Genomic DNA, 18,038 nt, shown 5'->3' on the forward strand with positions numbered 1-18,038 from the left:
CGCCACGGTGTGGCATGCATCACTTGTTCTGGTGGATCCAGTCACTGCCACCGGATTGACCAGCGGCGATAGCGACCGTACCCGTCGGAGGGCGCCGATTGCGAACCCGCCCCCCGCGGCCGTGTCGGTCCGGCGGTGGGCTAGGCGAGCGCGTCCTCGACCTGCTCGCGCACCCGTCTCGCCGCGTCCCGCAATTCCGCGACGTCGGGTCCGTGCCGAAGCACGTCGCGGGAAGAGTTGGGCAACAACAACTCTGACGATCCGCCGAACAAGCCCGGCAATTCCGCCGCCGTCGCCCCCTGGGCGCCGAGACCCGGCGCCAGAATCGGCCCCGAAAAATTCTCGAGATCGAGCCCGTGTCCGCGTGTCGCGCCGACCACGAGGCCCATGACGTCGTCGTTCAGGCGGGTGTTCACCACCACGGCCTCGTCCACGACGGACTGCCCGACGCTGGCTCCGCCGTCCGTGACGGCCCGTTGCAGGCCCGCGCCGTCGGGATTGGACGTCCGCGCGAGCACGAACAGCCCGCAGCCGTGCTCAGCAGCCTGCTCCACGAACGGGGACAGCGCACCGACCCCGAGGTAGGGCGAGACCGTGACTGCGTCCGACGCGAGAGGTGACGACGGTTCGAGCCATGCCCGCGCGTATGCCTCGGAGGTACTGCCGATGTCGCCGCGCTTGGCGTCGGCGATCACCAGCACACCCGCCGAGCGCAGATCGGCGATCGTGCGCTCGAGTACGGCGAATCCGCCGGACCCGAACCGCTCGAAGAACGCCACCTGCGGCTTGACGACGCCGATGTCGTCGGCGAACGCCTCCACGCAGATCCGTGAGAATCGCTCGAGCCCGTCGACCGAGTCGTCGAGACCCCACGAGTCGAGCATCGCTGCGTGCGGATCGATGCCGACGCACAGTCGGCCTCGCGCCCGGACGGCGGCCGTCAGACGCGAACGCCAGACGCCGCCGACGGGCGTCGCCGGAGTCACCGGGCCGTGACCGGCTCGGTCGTCGCCGACGGTCCGGTCCCGGCGCGCTCGTACGTCGACAGAGTCCGATGCAGGTCCTGCAACGACTGCACACCGATGTCGCCCCGGATGCTCGCCTCGATGCCCTGCACCGCGGCCGCGGCGCCCTGCACGGTGGTGATGCACGGGATGTTGCGCGCCACCGCGGCACTGCGGATCTCGTAGCCGTCGACGCGGGGCCCGGAGTTGCCGAACGGTGTGTTGAACACCATGTCCACCTCGCCCTCGCGGATGAGATCGACGATGGTGCGCTCGCCCTCGGCCAGCACGTCCGAGTGCTTGCGCACGACGTCGCTGCGGATACCGTTGCGCCGCAGCATCTCTGCGGTGCCCTCGGTCGCGAGGATCCGGAAACCCAGATCCGCGAGTCGCTTGACGGGGAACACCATCGAGCGCTTGTCGCGGTTGGCGATCGAGACGAAGATCGACCCCGTCGTCGGCAGCGAGCCGTAGGCGGCGGTCTGTGACTTCGCGAACGCGGTACCGAAGTCGGCGTCGATACCCATGACCTCGCCGGTCGACTTCATCTCCGGGCTGAGCAGGGTGTCGACACCGCTGCCGTCGGCCTTGCGGAACCGGTTGAACGGCAGCACCGCTTCCTTGACGGCCACGGGAGCGTCGAACGAGGAGTGCCCGCCGTCGCCCGTCGCGGGCAGCACACCGTCGGCACGCAGTTCGGCGATGGTCGCTCCCAACGCGATGCGCGCGGCAGCCTTGGCCAGCGGCACCGCCGTCGCCTTGGAGACGAACGGGACCGTTCGGCTGGCGCGCGGGTTGGCCTCGAGCACGTACAGGATGTCGTCCTTGAGCGCGTACTGGACGTTGAGGAGTCCGCGGACGCCGATGCCGAACGCCAGCGCCTCCGTCGAGCGGCGGACCGCGTCGATGTCGGTCCGACCCAGCGTGATCGGCGGCAGTGCGCACGCCGAGTCGCCGGAGTGGATGCCGGCCTCCTCGATGTGCTCCATGACTCCACCGAGGTACACCTCGGTGCCGTCGCACAGCGCATCCACGTCGATCTCGATGGCGTCCTCGAGGAACCGGTCCACCAGGACCGGGTGCTCGGGTGTCAGCTCGGTGGCACGCGAGATGTAGTCGTCCAGCGACGCCTCGTCGTAGACGATCTCCATGCCGCGCCCACCCAGGACGTACGACGGCCGGACCAGCACCGGGTAGCCGATCTCACCGGCGATGCGCTTGGCGCCCTCGAAGGTGGTGGCGGTACCGAACTTCGGCGCGGGAAGCCCCGCCGCGACGAGGACCTCGCCGAAGGCCTTGCGGTCCTCGGCCAGGTCGATCGCCTCGGGCGACGTTCCGACGATGGGCACACCGGCGTCCTGCAGGCGCTGCGCGAGACCCAGCGGGGTCTGACCGCCGAGCTGGCACAGCACGCCGACGACTCCCGGTCCGCCCTCGCCGGACTCCTTCTCGGCGAGATAGACCTCGAGCACGTCCTCGAACGTCAGGGGCTCGAAGTAAAGCCGGTCGGCCGTGTCGTAGTCGGTGGAGACGGTCTCGGGATTGCAGTTGACCATGACGGTCTCGAACCCGGCCGCGGACAGTGTCGTCGCAGCGTGGACGCACGAGTAGTCGAACTCGATGCCCTGTCCGATGCGGTTGGGGCCCGAGCCGAGGATGAGCACCTTGCCGCGCTCGGTCTGGGGCGCCACCTCGGACTCGGCGCCGGGATCGAGCTCGTACGTCGAGTAGTGGTACGGCGTCCTGGCCTCGAACTCGGCTGCGCAGGTGTCGACGGTCTTGAACACCGGCCGCACGCCCAGGCGGTGCCGCAGCGACCGCACGCCGTCCTCACCGGCCAGCTCGGGACGCAGTGCGGCGATCTGCCCGTCGGACAGTCCGGAGTGCTTGGCGCGGCGGAGCAGGTTCTCGTCCAGAACAGGGGCGTCGAGCAGGCGACCTCGCAGCTCGACCAGACCGGCGATCTCGTCGACGAACCAGGGGTCGATGCCCGACGCGGCGGCGACCTCCTCGACGGTGCCGCCGAGGCGCAGGGCCAGTTCCGCGTCGTAGATGCGTCCCTCGGTCGGAACCTTCAGATCGGCGAGCACGGCATCGAGATCGCGCGCGCGATCCCCCGCCAGCACGTCGTCCGACAGTGTCCAGAAGCCGGCGGCCTTGGTCTCGAGGGACCGGAGAACCTTGCCGAGCGCCTCGGAGAAGTTGCGGCCCAGACTCATCGCCTCGCCGACCGACTTCATGGTGGTCGTCAGCGTGGGGTCCGCGCCGGGGAACTTCTCGAAGGCGAACCGGGGCGCCTTGACGACGACGTAGTCCAGCGTGGGTTCGAAGCATGCCGGAGTCTCGCCCGTGATGTCGTTGACGATCTCGTCGAGCGAGTAGCCGACGGCCAACTTCGCCGCGATCTTCGCGATCGGGAAGCCGGTCGCCTTCGACGCGAGGGCGCTCGACCGGGAGACACGCGGGTTCATCTCGATGACGATCAGGCGACCGTCCTTCGGGTCGATCGCGAACTGGATGTTGCAGCCACCCGTGTCCACCCCGACCTCGCGGAGAATGGCGATGCCGAGGTCGCGCATCGTCTGGTACTCGCGGTCGGTGAGCGTCATGGCCGGCGCGACGGTCATCGAGTCGCCGGTGTGCACGCCCATGGGATCGACGTTCTCGATGGAGCAGACGATGACGACGTTGTCGCGGTTGTCGCGCATCAGCTCGAGTTCGAATTCCTTCCATCCGTAGATGGACTCCTCGATGAGCACGTTGGCCGACGGCGACGCCGCGAGGCCGCCGCCGGCGAGGCGGTCGAGATCCTCCGTCGTGTACGCCATGCCGGAACCGAGACCGCCCATGGTGAAGCTGGGGCGGATGACGACGGGGAGGCCGAGTTCGGCGACGGTGTCGTGAACCTCGTCCATCGTGTAGCAGACGCGCGAGCGTGCGCTCTCGCCACCGACCTTCGCAACGATGTCCTTGAACTTCTGCCGGTCCTCGCCGCGCTGGATGGCCTCGAAGTCGGCGCCGATGAGCTCGACGTCGTACTTCTCGAGGATGCCCTGCTCGTGCAATGCGACCGCACAGTTCAGCGCGGTCTGTCCGCCGAGAGTCGCGAGGACGGCGTCGATCGGGTGACCTTCCGCCTTCTCCTTCGCGATGACCTTCTCCACGAATTCCGCGGTGATGGGCTCGACGTAGGTGGCGTCCGCGAATTCCGGGTCGGTCATGATCGTCGCGGGGTTCGAGTTCACGAGGCTGACACGCAGCCCCTCCTCGCGCAGCACGCGACAGGCCTGGGTGCCCGAGTAGTCGAACTCGCAAGCCTGGCCGATGACGATGGGTCCCGATCCGATGACCAGGATGTGCTGGAGGTCTGTGCGCCGTGGCATTACTGGCCGGCTTTCTTGTCGAGGAGCTGCAGGAAACGGTCGAAGAGGTACTCGGCGTCGTGGGGACCGGCCGCGGCTTCGGGGTGGTACTGCACCGAGAAGGCCGAGTCGTCGAGCAGGCGGACACCTTCGACGACGCCGTCGTTGGCGCACGTGTGGCTGACCACGGCGCGTCCGAACGGGGTGTCGAACTCCTCCCCTGCCTCGCCTTCGAGCGCGAATCCGTGGTTCTGCGCGGTGATCGAGATGCGACCGGTGCCGTGTTCGATCACCGGGATGTTCATGCCGCGGTGTCCGAAGGTCATCTTGTAGGTGCTGCGGCCGAGGGCGCGACCGAGGATCTGGTTGCCGAAGCAGATACCGAACAGCGGCGTTCCGTCTCCCAGCACCTGCTCGGTGAGCCGCACGACGGAGTCGGCGGTCGCGGGGTCACCCGGCCCGTTGGACAGGAACACCCCGTCCGCACCGAGCGCGCGCACCCGATCGATGTCGGCGTCCGCCGGAACGACGTGCACACGGATACCGCGCTGCGCGAACATTCTGGGGGTGTTGGACTTGATGCCGAGGTCGACGGCGACGACGGAGTAGCGCGCCTCGCCCACCGGCTCGACGGTGTACCCGGTGTCGGTACTGACCTCGCCGGCGAGGTCGGCGCCCGCCATGCTCGGCTGGTCGCGCACCGTCGCGACGAGGGAGTCGACGTCGGAGAGGGCGTCACCGGAGAAGATGCCCGCTTTCATCGACCCGCGCGTGCGGAGATGGCGCACCACGGCGCGGGTGTCGATCTCGGCGATGCCGACGACGTTCTGTCGGTCCATCTCGTCGCCGAGTGTTCCGCTGGACCGCCAGCTCGAGCTGCGTCGGCTGATGTCCCGGATCGCGAATCCGGCGACCCAGATCTTCGAGTCGTCGGCCTCTCCTGTCGGTCCGACGGACTCGTTGTCCTCACTGTTCCACCCCGTGTTGCCGATCTGCGGCGCGGTGGCCACGACGATCTGCCGGTGGTAGCTGGGGTCGGTCAGTGTCTCCTGGTAGCCGGTCATCCCGGTGCAGAACACGGCCTCGCCCAGGGTGGAACCCCGAGAACCGAACGCGGTTCCGCGGAAGACCCGCCCGTCCTCGAGGACCAATGCCGCAGCGTCCTGAGTGCTCACGCGGTCTCCTTCTCGTCTTCGCTGCTGAAAGTGGTGTCGTCGACCCAGTCGGGGTAGACGGATTTGTCGTCGGCTCGGAAGCCGGTGTCGATCTCGGTGCCGGTGGGCAGTTCCCATCGCACGACCAGCAGGCCGTCCTTGGTCATGACCTTCCCGGCCAGCCCGCGCTCGGTGCGTATCGCCCGCAGGGCGTCCTGCGGCATCCAGATGTCGGTTTCCCCGTGACGTTCGAGCAGGATGCCCGTCTCGTACCGCGTGAGGGTTCCGGTGGCGCGATGGCCGATGTCACCGACGGCGATGCGGTTCTGCCAGCTCGGAGCCAGCGTCGAGCCGACGTAGAGGCCGGTGCAGGACGCCACGCGAACGTCGCCGAGGGCGTCCGGTGCGCTCGGAAGCGTTCCGATCGCGTCGCTCTGACGCTTCTGGCGGTTTCTCCACCCCCACAGGATGAGGGCGATCATCGCGGCCCAGAACACCAGGAATCCGGCGACCAGCAACACTCTGTCCATCTAGTTCACGCCTCCTGAAGGAGCAGCGGCGACACCGTCGCGGCTGGTGATGCGGCCACGCAACAGGGTTGCGGTGACCTTGGCAGGCAGTTCGAGTGCCTCGAACGGGGTGTTCGACGACAACGACGCCAGGGCGCGCGAGTCGACCGTCCACCGGACGTCGGGATCGACGACGGTCAGGTTGGCCGGCTCCCCCACGGCGATGGGCCGGCCCTGATCGGTCAGTCCCACGATCTCCGCGGGACGCTCGCTCATGACCCTCGCGACGCCGCGCCAGTCGAGCAGACCGGTCTCGACCATCGTCGATGCCACGATGGACAACGCCGTCTCGAGTCCGAGCATGCCCGGACGCGCCTGCGAGAATTCGCAGCACTTGTCCTGCTCCGCATGCGGCGCATGGTCCGTGGCGACGCAGTCGACGACGCCCGAGGCCAAGGCCCTGCGCAGCGCGTCGACATCGCTGCTCTCGCGCAGTGGGGGGTTCACCTTGTTCACCGCGTCGTATGTCTCGAGGCGGGAGTCGTCGAGGAACAGGTGATGCGGGGTGACCTCGGCGGTGATCGAGATTCCCTGCTTCTTCGCCCAGTCGAGAAGTTCGACGGTGCCGGCGGTGGACGCGTGGCAGATGTGGACGCGCGCTCGCGCATCACGAGCCAGGATGGCGTCGCGCGCGACGATGGACTCCTCCGCCGAACGAGGCCACCCGGCAAGCCCCAGCCGCGCGGCGGTCGGACCCTCGTGTGCGACAGCGCCTTCGGTGAGTCGAGGTTCCTCTGCATGCTGTGCGATGAGCACGCCCAGGCCGGCCGAGTATTCGAGCGCACGCCGCATGAGCAGCGGATCCGCGACACAGTGCCCGTCGTCGGAGAACATGCGCACGGCGCCGACCCCGGCGTTCATGGTCGCCATCTCTGCGAGAGCAGTGCCTTTCAGCCCCACCGTCACGGCACCGACGGGGTGCACGTCGACGAGGCCGACTTCCTGTCCGCGTCGCCACACGTGGTCGGTGACGACGACCGAATCCGCTACCGGCGACGTGTTCGCCATCGCGAAGATGGCGGTGTATCCACCGAGAGCTGCTGCCGCGGAACCGGTCTCGATCGTCTCGGTGTCCTCGCGTCCCGGTTCACGGACGTGCGTGTGCAGGTCGACGAAGCCCGGCAGGAGAACTCCCCCACCGCCCTCGACCACCTCGGCGTCGTCGGGCGCGGACACGTCGGCACCGATGGCGTCGACGATTCCGTCGGTGATCAGCACGTCGACCGGCTCACCCTCGCCGTACGGGCGCACTCCCCGGATGATCACGGAGCCGCTCATCACGACACCCCCGATGCGGTCGTGCCCGAGACGTCGGACCCGATGAGGAGACGGAACAGCACGGCCATGCGCACGTGGACTCCATTCTGGACTTGTTGCAGGACAGCGGTTTCCGGCGCATCGGCGACGGAGAAACCGATCTCCATTCCGCGCAGCATCGGACCCGGGTGCAGCACCACCGCGTGACTCGGGAGCATGTCGAACCGCTTCTGGGACAACCCGTAGCCGATGGAGTACTCGCGGGCCGATGGGAAGAAACCGCCGTTCATCCGCTCGGCCTGGACCCGCAGCATCATGACGGCGTCGAGGGCGGGCAGTTCGGCGTCGAGTGACGACGCGACCGTCACGGGCCACGTCTCGATGCCGACCGGCAGCAGAGTCCTCGGCGCGACCACGATGACGTCCGCGCCCAGCGTCGCCAACAGGAAGGCGTTGGACCGTGCGACGCGACTGTGCAGCACATCGCCGACGATCGCGATGCGACGCCCCTCGATCCCGCCGAGACGCTGGCGCAGGGTCAACGCGTCCAGCAGTGCTTGTGTCGGATGTTCGTGGGTGCCGTCACCGGCGTTGATTACGGCCGGTCCGGAACCGTCGGGAAGCGCGGTCCACTGCGCGATGCGATGCGCCGCACCCGACGCTGGATGGCGGACGATCAGAGCGTCCGCACCCGCCGCGCGCAGCGTCAACGCCGTGTCCCGCAGAGATTCGCCCTTGGACGCCGACGAACTGCTCGCGCTGACGTTGATGACGTCGGCACTCATCCACTTGCCCGCGACCTCGAAGGACACGCGTGTGCGTGTCGAGTTCTCGTAGAAGACGGTCATCACCGTCTTGCCGCGCAACGTCGGCAGCTTGCGGACGTCGCGTCCCAGCAGTGCCTGTTCGAACCGCTCCGCCTCGTCGAGGATGTCGGTCGCATCGCTGCGACTCAGATCCATCGTCGACAACAGGTGCCTCGTGGTCACGAGATCTGCACCCCGTCTCGGCCGTCGTGCTCGTCGAGCAGTACCGACACGTCCTCGGTGCGCGCCGTCGGTACGTTCTTGCCGACGTAATCGGCGCGGAGCGGAAGCTCGCGGTGACCACGGTCGATCAACACGGCCAGTTGGACAGCGCGGGGACGACCGAGGTCGCGGAGCGCGTCCAGCGCGGCGCGGACCGAGCGACCCGAGAACAGCACGTCGTCGACGATCACGACGAGCGCGCCGTCGACACCCGTATCGGGAACGGACGTGCGTTCGAGGGCACGGTGCGGCTTGCTCCGCAGGTCGTCGCGGTAGAGCGTGATGTCGAGGGATCCGACCGGAGGACGGGTTCCGGAGAACTCCTCGATCCGATCCGCCAACCGCGTGGCGAGGATGGATCCGCGTGTCGGGATGCCGATCAAGACGAGGGGCGCGGCGTCGGGCGAGCCGTACGCGGTCTTCTCGATGATCTGATGGGCCATCCGGGCGACCGTGCGGCCGACATCTGCCGACGACAACAATTCCCGGGGCTGGGGTGGGGTACCTGGCTCGTCTGAGGACACGAGAGTGGGTGACCTCCTTCTCCGCCTCACTGGACGGATCGTTAAAGGAAATCTGGCGCGATCAGCATAGCAATGCGACCGGCCCTCGAATCAGCTCGAGGTGGCCGGCCGGGCGTCGTCGTCCGTGGTATCCGTCACGTCGTCGGTCGTGACGGCCGCCCGCTCGGAGGCGGGTCTGGCTGCGGCGGCGGCACGGACCTGCGGAGCCACGAGCACGATCTGGCCGAGAACACCGTTCACGAAGGACGGCGAGTCGTCGGTGGACAGCTGCTTGGCCAGTTCGACGGCTTCGTCCACCGCGACGACCGGGGGCACATCGGTGGCGTTGAGCAGCTCCCACACCGCGACCCGCAGAATCGCGCGGTCGACGGCGGGAAGCCTCGCCAACGTCCACTGATGCAGGTGATCACCGATCACCGAGTCGACACGGTCGAGGTTCTCCGCGACACCCGTGACCAGTGTCGTGGTGTAGGCGTTGACCGGGGCCACCGTCTCCTCGTGAGCGGAGAGCTCGCTCCGTTCGGTCGCCAGAGTCACGGGATCGAGATCCCGCGCCTCGGCCTCGAACAGGAAGTCGACAGCGCGCTTACGTGCCTTGTGACGCGCGCCCAGTTTCTTCGTCGCCGGCTTGCCCGCGCCCGCGGACCGGTCCGGAGTACCAGCAGTCTCGCTCACTCAGGAATTCACGCGCCCGAGGTAGTTGCCGTCACGCGAGTCGACCTTCAGCTTGTCGCCGGTGTTGATGAACAGCGGGACGTTGATCTCGGCGCCGGTCTCGAGCGTTGCCGGCTTGGTGCCACCGGTGGAGCGGTCTCCCTGCAGGCCCGGGTCCGTGTGCTGCACGATCAGCTCGACGGTGACGGGGAGCTCGACGTAGAGCGGCACGCCCTCGTGCATCGCGACCTGCACCTTCATGTTCTCGAGCAGGAAACGCGAGACCTCGCCGATGGTGGCCTCGGCCACCGAGATCTGATCGAACGTGTCGCCGTCCATGAACACGAAGTCGGTGCCGTCGTGGTACAGGTACGTCATGTCGCGTCGGTCGACCGTCGCGGTCTCGACCTTCACGCCCGCGTTGAACGTCTTGTCGACGACCTTGCCGGACGTGACGTTCTTGAGCTTGGTGCGCACGAAGGCCGGACCCTTGCCGGGCTTGACGTGCTGGAACTCGATGATGGACCACAGCTGGTTCTCGATGCTGAGCACAAGACCGTTCTTGAAATCACTGGTGGAAGCCACTTGCTTCGCGTCTCCTCTGTCATGTCGGTTGTGCGTGTCGTTCGTTGAAGTTCCCGCGAGGCCCCGCGAGAGGCCTACAGAACGGTGAACTCTTTGCCGGTGAGTGTGAGCAACTCCGGCTCGCCCTCTCGGACGATGAGCGTGTCCTCGATCCGTACGCCTCCGCGACCGGAGAAGTACACGCCGGGCTCGACCGTCACCGCTGCACCGCAGAGCAGTGTACCGGTGGATGTCGCACCGATTCCCGGCGCTTCGTGGATCTCGAGCCCCACGCCGTGGCCGAGGCCGTGCAGGAACTTGTCGCCGTGGCCGGCCGCGACGATCACGGACCGCGCCGCTCCGTCGACGGCCTGCACGTCGGCGCCCGGCGCGACAGCGTCACGTCCGGCCGCCTGGGAGCGGGCGACCAGGTCGTACAGCTCACGCTGCCACTCCGCGGGCTCGCCCAGAACGTAGGTCCGCGTCATGTCCGAGTGGTACCCGTCCACGGTCGCACCGAAGTCGAGTTTCACCAGATCGCCCTGCTGAAGAACGGCCCGCGTCGGACGGTGATGGGGCACCGCCGAGTTGGCGCCCGCCGCGACGATCGTCTCGAAGGAGATGGCGTCCGCACCGAGTTCGAGCATCAGGAACTCGAGATCGGTCGCGACCTGCTTCTCCGCACGTCCCGCCGAGATACCGCCGCGCTCGATCAGGGCCGCCAGAGCCGCGTCGGCAACGCCGCAGGCAGCACGCAGCGAGTCGATCTCCGACTCGTCCTTGACCACCCGCAGCTTCTCCACCAGACGCGGGAGTCGACGAAGCTCGACGCCTGCTGCCGCGTCCGTCCACGACTGGTGCTCGTCCACGGACACCACGTGCGACTCGAAACCGACGGTGAGCGCGCGGTCCCCCGCGGCCCGACCGTCCAGAGCGTCCTGCAGCAGACGGGTCGGCCCGGCCCGATCGATGACGGCCCGGAGATCGGGCACCTGCTCGCCGATCTGGGTGACGTATCGACCGTCGGTGCACAGGACGGTCCTCGACTCGTCCGACGCCGAATCGTGCGTGTCGATCAGAAGAGAGGCGTTACTGCCGGTGAACCCCGTCAGGTACCGGATGTTCAGCAGATCGGTCACCAGCAGCGCGTCGACCTCGCGCTCGCGGACCAGTTCGCGAAGGGCATCGCGTCGTGCGACGCGGTCGGGAGAAGACATCCTTCGAACTTACTGACCGATCACCGTCTCGCCCGGAGCGCCCCGCGGGAGACGAATATGTGGGCAGACACACATGGCCGCGGCGGTGGTGATTACTGTGTGCAGCATGACTGGGTGGGTTGTACGTGGTGTGGGGATGGCGCTGGTTCATGTGGTGGCGCGAGTGCTGCTGGCGCTGGCGGTGAGCTCATGGCCGTCGCAGGGATCCGTTCTGCGGATGATCACGCTGGTCGCGGTCGTTCTCATTGCCTTCGTGTGGGGCGGAATCGACGGCATCTCCTCGCACCGGCGCGGTGAGGACGGCGACAACCGCACCGACTTCACCATGCTGTGGCTGAAGGCCTCCATCGTCGCGGGCCTTCTCGCCGGGCTGGTCTCGTGGCTCTTCACCGCCGTCGCGAACATCGCGGTGAGCAGCAACACCATCTTCTTCGAACTGACGTCCGGGGCCGCCTTCACCATCCTGCTGGTCTTCGTTCCGGCCGTCATCGCGGTCACCATCGGCCGCTGGCTCGCGGGCCGCGGGGACAAGAAGTCCGAGAACCTGCGCCCCGGCAAGACGGAGAAGTCCGACGACAGCCGTGACCGTGTCGGCGCGGGCGCCCCTGCCGGTGCGGCGAACCGTCGCGGTGAGTCCGATGCCGACACCGAGGTCTTCGCGCCCGTCGGCGACCAGCGTTCGTCCTCGCAGGGGCCCAGCCTGTCGAAGGGCGACCAGCAGCGATCTGCGTGGCAGGAACCCAGCTAGAGCGTGCAGAACGAGACACCCCGACCGGCATTCCGGTCGGGGTGTCTTTCTGTTCGGGGTCTGTGGATCGTCGGGTCAGTGGATCAGCGAGTCCGTGGATCGGCGGGTCAGAGGAAGACCGAGGCGGTGGACGGACCGTCCTCGCGAGCGATCGCCGAGTAGGCCGCGGCCAGCAACGCCGGGTCCGGCCCCTCGAGGCGTCCCGGCTTGGCCAGGTCGTCCAGCACGACGAAGCGCAGCAGACCGTTCCGGTTCTTCTTGTCCGTCTGCATTCCCGACAGGAGATGGGAGAACGCGTCCGGGTCGTACGTCACCGGCAGACCCACGGACTGCAGGACCGTCCGGTGGCGGTCGGCGACGGCGTCCGACAGTCGGCCCGCGAGTCGACCGAGTTCGGCTGCGAACACCAGACCCACCGACACAGCGGCACCGTGACGCCACTTGTATTTCTCGCGGCGCTCGATCGCGTGCCCCAACGTGTGGCCGTAGTTCAGGATCTCGCGCAGATTCGATTCACGCAGGTCCGCCGCGACGACGCGCGCCTTCACCTCGATCGATCGGCGGATCAGCTCCGGCAGGACGTCGCCCTTCGGATCGAGCGCCGCTGCCGGATCGGCCTCGATCAGGTCGAGGATCACCGGATCCGCGATGAACCCCGTCTTGATCACCTCGGCCAGCCCCGCGACGATCTCGTTGTGGGGCACCGTTTCCAGCGTCACCAGATCGACCAGGACGGCGGCCGGTTCGTGGAACGACCCGACCAGGTTCTTGCCCGCGTCGGTGTTGATGCCGGTCTTTCCACCCACCGCGGCATCGACCATCGCCAGCAGCGTCGTCGGCACGTGGACGATGCGCACTCCGCGCATCCAGGTTGCGGCCACGAACCCCGCGAGGTCCGTCGCGGCGCCGCCGCCCAGGCTGACCACGGCGTCACTGCGGGTGAGGCCGATACGCCCGAGGACTTCCCAGCAGAAGCCGGCCACGGCGAGGTCCTTGCCGTCCTCCGCGTCCGGGATCTCGATGCGATGGGCGTCGATCCCCTTGTCCGCCAATGCCGCCCGGACCGCCTCGGCGGTCTCGGCGAGCGGCGGCTGATGGAAGATGGCAACGGTGCGGGTGCCGTCGAGTTGTTCGACCAACTCGGTCAGCAGACCGCGGCCGATGATCACCGGATACGGGTTCGCCGTCCGGACATCGATGCGTACGGGTTCTGTCACGAGCGCTTCTCCTCGGTTGATGGCGGGTCGTGCGGGGGGCGGGATCCGGTCGGTCGTGCCGCACTCGGCGGTGGCGTCCGAGGATCCGTCGGAATCGGTCGACCACCCTTGCGCCTGATCCGACGGCGCGGCGTCGAGCGGGTGGGCGGGGTGGGTGCGGTATCCGCACGGTCCACCGACGACACGCCGAGACGACCCAGCACGGTGGTGACGACGCGGGCCGGGCTGCGACCGTCGGTCCGGATGCGATGCGTAGCCACCGCCCGGTACAACGGCCGACGGATGCGCATCAGTTCTCGGTACTTCGCACGGGGATCCGCACCCGCGAGAAGCGGACGCGTCGCGGAGGCAGTGGTGGCTCCGGTCCGCCTCAGACCCTCGCCGATGCTGATCTCGAGGTACACCACGGTGTGCCCCCGTAGTGCGTCGCGGGTCCGCGACGACAGGATGGCGCCTCCACCGAGCGACACGATGCCCGGGTACGACCTCAGCGCCTCGATGACGACGCGTTCCTCGATCGCACGGAACTCCGCCTCGCCGTCTTCGGCGAAGATCTGCGGGATGGTACGGCCGGTCTCACGTTCGATCGCGACATCGGTGTCGTAGACATCGGTGCCCAGCGCACGAGCCAACCGACGGCCGATGGTGGATTTTCCGGCACCCGGCGGACCGATGAGAACAGCCCGCGGCACGACAGGCTGCCCGGACTCCCCGGGAACATGCGGCCGGCCTCCGGCCTCCCCGGGCACATCCGGCCGGCCTCCGGCCTCCCCGGGAACATGCGGCCGGCCTCCGGCCTCCCCGGTCATCGGGGTGGTCGAGCGTGCGCGTTCTCGATGTAGCGAGCGACGTTGCCGGCGGTCTCGGAGACGGAGTCGCCACCGAACTTCTCCAGCGTGGCCCGGGCGAGCACGAGCGCGACCATGGTCTCGGCGACCACACCGGCCGCGGGGACAGCGCACACGTCGCTGCGCTGATGGATGGCCACCGCGCCCTCGCCGGTCGACATGTCCACCGTCGACAGGGCACGCGGCACCGTCGAGATCGGCTTCATCGCGGCACGGACACGCAAGGGAGCGCCGTTGGTCATGCCACCCTCGATACCGCCCGCACGGTTGGTGCTGCGGACGATGCCGTCGGGTCCGGGGAGGATCTCGTCGTGGGCCGCGCTGCCGCGGCGTCGGGCGGTCTCGAAGCCGTCGCCGACCTCGACGCCCTTGATGGCCTGGATGCCCATCAGCGCTGCCGCGAGCTGGGCGTCGAGTTTGCTGTCACCGCTGACGAAGGATCCGAGTCCGACGGGCAGTCCGTGGACGACGACCTCGACGATGCCGCCGAGTGTGTCGCCGTCACGCTTGGCCGCTTCGATCTCGGAGATCATCGACTGCTCGGCCACCGCGTCGAATGCGCGGACCGGGCTGGCGTCGATCGCCTCGAGGTCACCGGCGGACGGCTCCGGCCCCTCGTACGGGTCGGAGGCACCGATGGAGATGACGTGGGAGAGAACGTCGACGCCGAGCACCTGTTTGAGGAACTGTCGCGCGACCGTACCCACGGCGACACGCGCAGCCGTCTCACGGGCACTGGCCCGCTCGAGGACCGGACGTGCATCGTCGAAGCCGTACTTGAGCATTCCCGAGTAGTCCGCGTGACCGGGGCGAGGACGGGTGAGCGGAGCGTTGCGCGCCAGGTCTGCGAGGACAGCAGGGTCGACGGGATCCGCGGCCATCACCGTCTCCCACTTGGGCCACTCGGTGTTGCCGATCTCGATGGCGACCGGGCCACCCAACGTCGACCCGTGGCGGACACCACCGATGACGGTGACCTTGTCCGCCTCGAACTTCATCCGCGCACCGCGGCCGTAGCCCAGGCGTCGACGTGCGAGCTGAGCTCCTATGTCCTCGGAGGTCACCTCGACTCCGGCCACCATGCCCTCGATGATCGACACCAGGGCAGGGCCGTGAGATTCTCCGGCAGTGATCCATCGCAGCACGGCTCGATCTTTTCACGAGCCGACGCTCACCCACGCCACCAGGGTCGCCGCGCACATCGACGGACCGTGCGGAACAGCACGATCGACGGGGCCCGACGAGCCTCGGCCGGCTCCGGAACCGGCGATCCCCAGCACTGCGGTAGCCGTCGGCGCCAGGATCGCGGCCGCCGACCAGCTGCTGCCCCCGGCCGACGCCGCGAACGCACCCAGTGGGAGGGCGAGTTTGACGTCGCCGAATCCGACGCCGCCCCTGCTCACCAGATGCACCGCCACGTACAACGCGACGAGCAGTCCACCTCCGACAAGCGCCGCGACGACGAATCCGTCCCACACCGCGGCGGCCAGAACGGCCCCGGCGCCGGTCAGCGTCAGCATGTCGGGCAGCCGGCGGCACGAGTAGTCGACGAGCGAGAGGCAGACGCACCAGTAGCCGATCGCGGCGAACGCGTCACCGGATCGCACGCCGCAGGCGACGGCGAACACCGCAGCGCACGCCACGGCACACAGCAGCGCCGTAGCTCTGCCGGCCGACCCGATCCACTGCGCGACGACGGTCGGAGCGAACCAGCCCGCCCCGAAGCCGATCAGTGCGACACACGCGACAGTCATCGGGCGACTCTCGCACGAGCGATCCGTCGAACCACCTCGCCGAGAGGGTGCCTGTGGATAACTCGCGAGTGGTGTTTCTGCTCCCCTCGCACGAGTTCTCGGCGGGATCCCGCGCAGCAATGGCCCGAGAGGAGCGGAAACGCCACAGGTCGGGCTACTGCCGGTCCGGCCGTCAGAGAGCCGCTGCGAGCGCCTCCGCCATGTCCCGACGAGGCGCCGGCATGCCGGTGAACTGTTCCACCTGACCGAACGCCTGGTTCAGCAGCATCGACAGTCCCCCGACCACGACTCCCCCGGCGCGTGTGACGGCGTCGGCAAGCGGGGTGGGCCACGGGTCGTAGATCGCGTCGAGCAGGAGCGGCGCCGCGGACAACGCCTCGGCGAAGGGCGCGGCACCGTCCGCGGGAACCGTGGACACCACGGCAGCGCAGTCCGACACGGCGGTGGAGATCGCCGACGCGTCGAAGCCGACCCACACAACGTCGAGTCCCACGGCGTGACCGCACGCGATCGCACCCTGTGCCCTGCTCTCGTCGCGGGCGATCACCCGCACCGACCGGGCTCCGAGCGACGCCAACGCCACCAACGCCGGCCTGGCCGTTCCACCGGCGCCGACCACGACCGCGGTCCGCCCGGTCAGGTCCGTCAGACCGGCGTCGGCGAGTGCTCCGGTGACACCGTCGACATCGGTGCAGTCCGCCCGCCACCCGGACGGACTACGGACGAGCGTGTTCGCCGATCCGACGATCTCTGCTCGTTCCGTGCGTTCCGTGGCGAACTCGAGGGCGGCGAACTTGTTCGGCATCGTCACCGACAACCCCACCCATTCGGGACCGAGACCGCTCACCAGGCCGGGGAGCTGCTCGGCGGTGCACTCGATGCGGTCGTAGGTCCATCCCGACAGGCCGAGTGCCGCGTAGGCCGCTCCGTGCAGTACCGGCGACTTCGAATGCTCGATCGGCGATCCCAGGACCGCCGCGCGGCGGTCGTCCGAGGTCACCGGCCGCTGTCGAGGAATCCGCCCTCGACCTTCGTGATGTTGTCCAGGTGCACCTGGTAGTCGTCCGTGAACAGCGTTTCCCCCGCCGCGTTGATGGTGACGAAGTAGAGCCAATTGCCGGCCTCGGGTGCTTCCGCTGCCTGCACTGCTCCCACACCGGGCGAGCAGATCGGCGTCGCCGGCAGGCCTTCCTTGGCGTAGGTGTTCCACGGCGTGACGCGCGCACGGTCGTCGTCCGTCGTGGCCACCTCGGTGGTGTCCAGCGAGTAGTTGACGGTGGAGTCGAACTCGAGACGCTGGCCGATGGCGAGGCGGTTCAGGATGACCCTGGCAACCTTCGCGAAGTCCTGGGGCAGCGCTTCACGCTCGATCAACGACGACGCGACCAGCACCTGGTACGGATCGAGACCCGATGTCGCACCGGCGTCGAGAAGGCCGGTGTCCTCGTACACGGTGGCGCTCTCGGACACCAGCTGACGGATGATGTCGGTGGGAGACGCACTGGGATCGAAATTGAACGTGCCCGCGGCGATGAGGCCCTCGAGCTGACGGTCCCGATCCGGGACCTGGCGAACCGCGTCGGTGGCCCAGTCGGCGACACCGAGTGCCGACGGGTCCTCACCGGCTCCGGCGAGGTTCAGGTCGTCGTAGCTCACACACGGAATACCCTCTCCGACAGCACAACTGGCCTCGGAGATCAGCGTGTAGATGCCTTTGCGGAGCGCACCGGTGTTGACGTCGGTCGAGTCGTGGAGCTGTCGACCCTCCGCGATCTGGATCTGACCGACGCGGGAGGTCGGATCGACGAGCGTGGCGACGGCGTCGGCCGCGGTCATCTGGGACTGCAGCCGGTAGAAGCCGGGCTGTACAGCGTTCATGGCCGTGTTCTGCACGGCAGCTTCGTAGAACGCGGCGGAACTGGCCGTCACGTCCTTGTCCGCCATCGCGGTCGAGATCTCCTGAGCTGTGTCGCCGGGGTTGACCTCGACGACGACTGCGGCGCCACCGGGGCCCGGATAGTCCTCGGCCTGCGCGGCGCCACCGCCGAACACCTTCGACACTCCCCACACCCCTCCCACGGCGACGAGCCCGAGGAGCACCACGGCTCCGAGGACCCCGATGATGCGCGAACGTCGCT

Annotated in this window: 16 protein-coding genes and 1 pseudogene; 1 reads left to right on the top strand and 16 read right to left on the bottom strand. The window is 68.3% G+C overall.

The genetic code is table 11. The features are described 5' to 3' along the window. Positions 1-140: 140 nt before the first annotated feature. From pyrF to RU01_RS11195, 10 genes are all read right to left on the bottom strand, one after another. Entirely contained in the window at positions 141-986 is an 846-nt protein-coding gene (gene pyrF, locus RU01_RS11150; protein WP_042574621.1) for an orotidine-5'-phosphate decarboxylase, read from the bottom strand. Beyond that, a complete protein-coding gene (gene carB / locus RU01_RS11155) occupies positions 983-4,387 on the bottom strand; it encodes a carbamoyl-phosphate synthase large subunit (RefSeq protein WP_042574622.1) in 3,405 nt (1,134 codons plus the stop codon). The genes pyrF and carB overlap by 4 nt, the downstream gene beginning before the upstream one ends. Then, a complete protein-coding gene (gene carA, locus RU01_RS11160) occupies positions 4,387-5,541 on the bottom strand; it encodes a glutamine-hydrolyzing carbamoyl-phosphate synthase small subunit (protein ID WP_042574623.1) in 1,155 nt (384 codons plus the stop codon). The genes carB and carA overlap by 1 nt, the downstream gene beginning before the upstream one ends. Then, positions 5,538-6,050 (bottom strand): PH-like domain-containing protein, encoded by a 513-nt coding sequence (locus RU01_RS11165; RefSeq protein ID WP_042574624.1) that lies wholly within the window; start codon positions 6,048-6,050, stop codon positions 5,538-5,540. The genes carA and RU01_RS11165 overlap by 4 nt, the downstream gene beginning before the upstream one ends. Further along, positions 6,051-7,367, bottom strand: a complete 1,317-nt coding sequence (locus RU01_RS11170; protein WP_042574625.1) for a dihydroorotase — start codon at positions 7,365-7,367, stop codon at positions 6,051-6,053. Beyond that, entirely contained in the window at positions 7,367-8,335 is a 969-nt protein-coding gene (locus RU01_RS11175; protein WP_268793338.1) for an aspartate carbamoyltransferase catalytic subunit, read from the bottom strand. The genes RU01_RS11170 and RU01_RS11175 overlap by 1 nt, the downstream gene beginning before the upstream one ends. Further along, positions 8,332-8,898 (bottom strand): bifunctional pyr operon transcriptional regulator/uracil phosphoribosyltransferase PyrR, encoded by a 567-nt coding sequence (gene pyrR, locus RU01_RS11180; protein WP_042574626.1) that lies wholly within the window; start codon positions 8,896-8,898, stop codon positions 8,332-8,334. Before pyrR ends, RU01_RS11175 begins: the two co-directional genes overlap by 4 nt. A gap of 90 nt (positions 8,899-8,988) precedes the next feature. Continuing rightward, complete coding sequence (nusB, locus tag RU01_RS11185; protein ID WP_042574627.1) at positions 8,989-9,573, bottom strand: transcription antitermination factor NusB; 585 nt, start codon at positions 9,571-9,573, stop codon at positions 8,989-8,991. After that, positions 9,574-10,137, bottom strand: coding sequence for an elongation factor P (efp, locus tag RU01_RS11190; protein WP_042574628.1), 564 nt, complete (start codon positions 10,135-10,137; stop codon positions 9,574-9,576). A 74-nt stretch (positions 10,138-10,211) separates the two neighbouring features. Next, entirely contained in the window at positions 10,212-11,333 is a 1,122-nt protein-coding gene (locus RU01_RS11195; protein WP_042574629.1) for a M24 family metallopeptidase, read from the bottom strand. A gap of 106 nt (positions 11,334-11,439) precedes the next feature. Here RU01_RS11195 and RU01_RS11200 point away from each other — a divergent pair, with 106 nt between their 5' ends. After that, a complete protein-coding gene (locus RU01_RS11200) occupies positions 11,440-12,081 on the top strand; it encodes a B-4DMT family transporter (RefSeq protein WP_042574649.1) in 642 nt (213 codons plus the stop codon). A gap of 107 nt (positions 12,082-12,188) precedes the next feature. On the opposite strand, the gene aroB is transcribed toward RU01_RS11200, so the two are convergent. From aroB to RU01_RS11230, 6 genes and pseudogenes are all read right to left on the bottom strand, one after another. Beyond that, on the bottom strand, positions 12,189-13,298 hold the full coding sequence (aroB, locus tag RU01_RS11205) for a 3-dehydroquinate synthase (RefSeq protein WP_042574630.1): 1,110 nt from the start codon (positions 13,296-13,298) through the stop codon (positions 12,189-12,191). A 188-nt stretch (positions 13,299-13,486) separates the two neighbouring features. Continuing rightward, positions 13,487-14,047 (bottom strand): annotated as a pseudogene (locus RU01_RS11210) (shikimate kinase); the annotation flags it as partial. A 56-nt stretch (positions 14,048-14,103) separates the two neighbouring features. Further along, complete coding sequence (aroC, locus tag RU01_RS11215; RefSeq protein ID WP_042574631.1) at positions 14,104-15,291, bottom strand: chorismate synthase; 1,188 nt, start codon at positions 15,289-15,291, stop codon at positions 14,104-14,106. 12 nt (positions 15,292-15,303) lie between these two features. Then, positions 15,304-15,900: a prepilin peptidase gene (locus tag RU01_RS11220; protein ID WP_042574632.1), complete on the bottom strand. Its 597-nt coding sequence runs from the start codon at positions 15,898-15,900 to the stop codon at positions 15,304-15,306. Between the two features lie 172 nt (positions 15,901-16,072). After that, entirely contained in the window at positions 16,073-16,900 is an 828-nt protein-coding gene (locus RU01_RS11225) for a shikimate dehydrogenase (RefSeq protein ID WP_042574633.1), read from the bottom strand. Further along, positions 16,897-18,038, bottom strand: a 1,142-nt coding sequence (locus tag RU01_RS11230) for an endolytic transglycosylase MltG (protein ID WP_042574651.1), incomplete at its 5' end; no start/stop codon positions are given. The genes RU01_RS11230 and RU01_RS11225, both read right to left, overlap by 4 nt.

It is taken from the genome of Rhodococcus sp. MEB064 (genome assembly GCF_000834565.1).
Classification (GTDB): Bacteria; Actinomycetota; Actinomycetes; order Mycobacteriales; family Mycobacteriaceae; genus Rhodococcoides.

Bases quoted from the DNA above. Each gene is read 5' to 3' on its own strand.
- RU01_RS11195 (WP_042574629.1), bottom strand. From the start codon at position 11,333: ATGTCTTCTCCCGACCGCGTCGCACGACGCGATGCCCTTCGCGAACTG.
- RU01_RS11220 (WP_042574632.1), bottom strand. From the start codon at position 15,900: ATGACTGTCGCGTGTGTCGCACTGATCGGCTTCGGGGCGGGCTGGTTC.
- carB (WP_042574622.1), bottom strand. From the start codon at position 4,387: ATGCCACGGCGCACAGACCTCCAGCACATCCTGGTCATCGGATCGGGA.
- RU01_RS11200 (WP_042574649.1), top strand. From the start codon at position 11,440: ATGACTGGGTGGGTTGTACGTGGTGTGGGGATGGCGCTGGTTCATGTG.
- RU01_RS11165 (WP_042574624.1), bottom strand. From the start codon at position 6,050: ATGGACAGAGTGTTGCTGGTCGCCGGATTCCTGGTGTTCTGGGCCGCG.
- RU01_RS11170 (WP_042574625.1), bottom strand. From the start codon at position 7,367: ATGAGCGGCTCCGTGATCATCCGGGGAGTGCGCCCGTACGGCGAGGGT.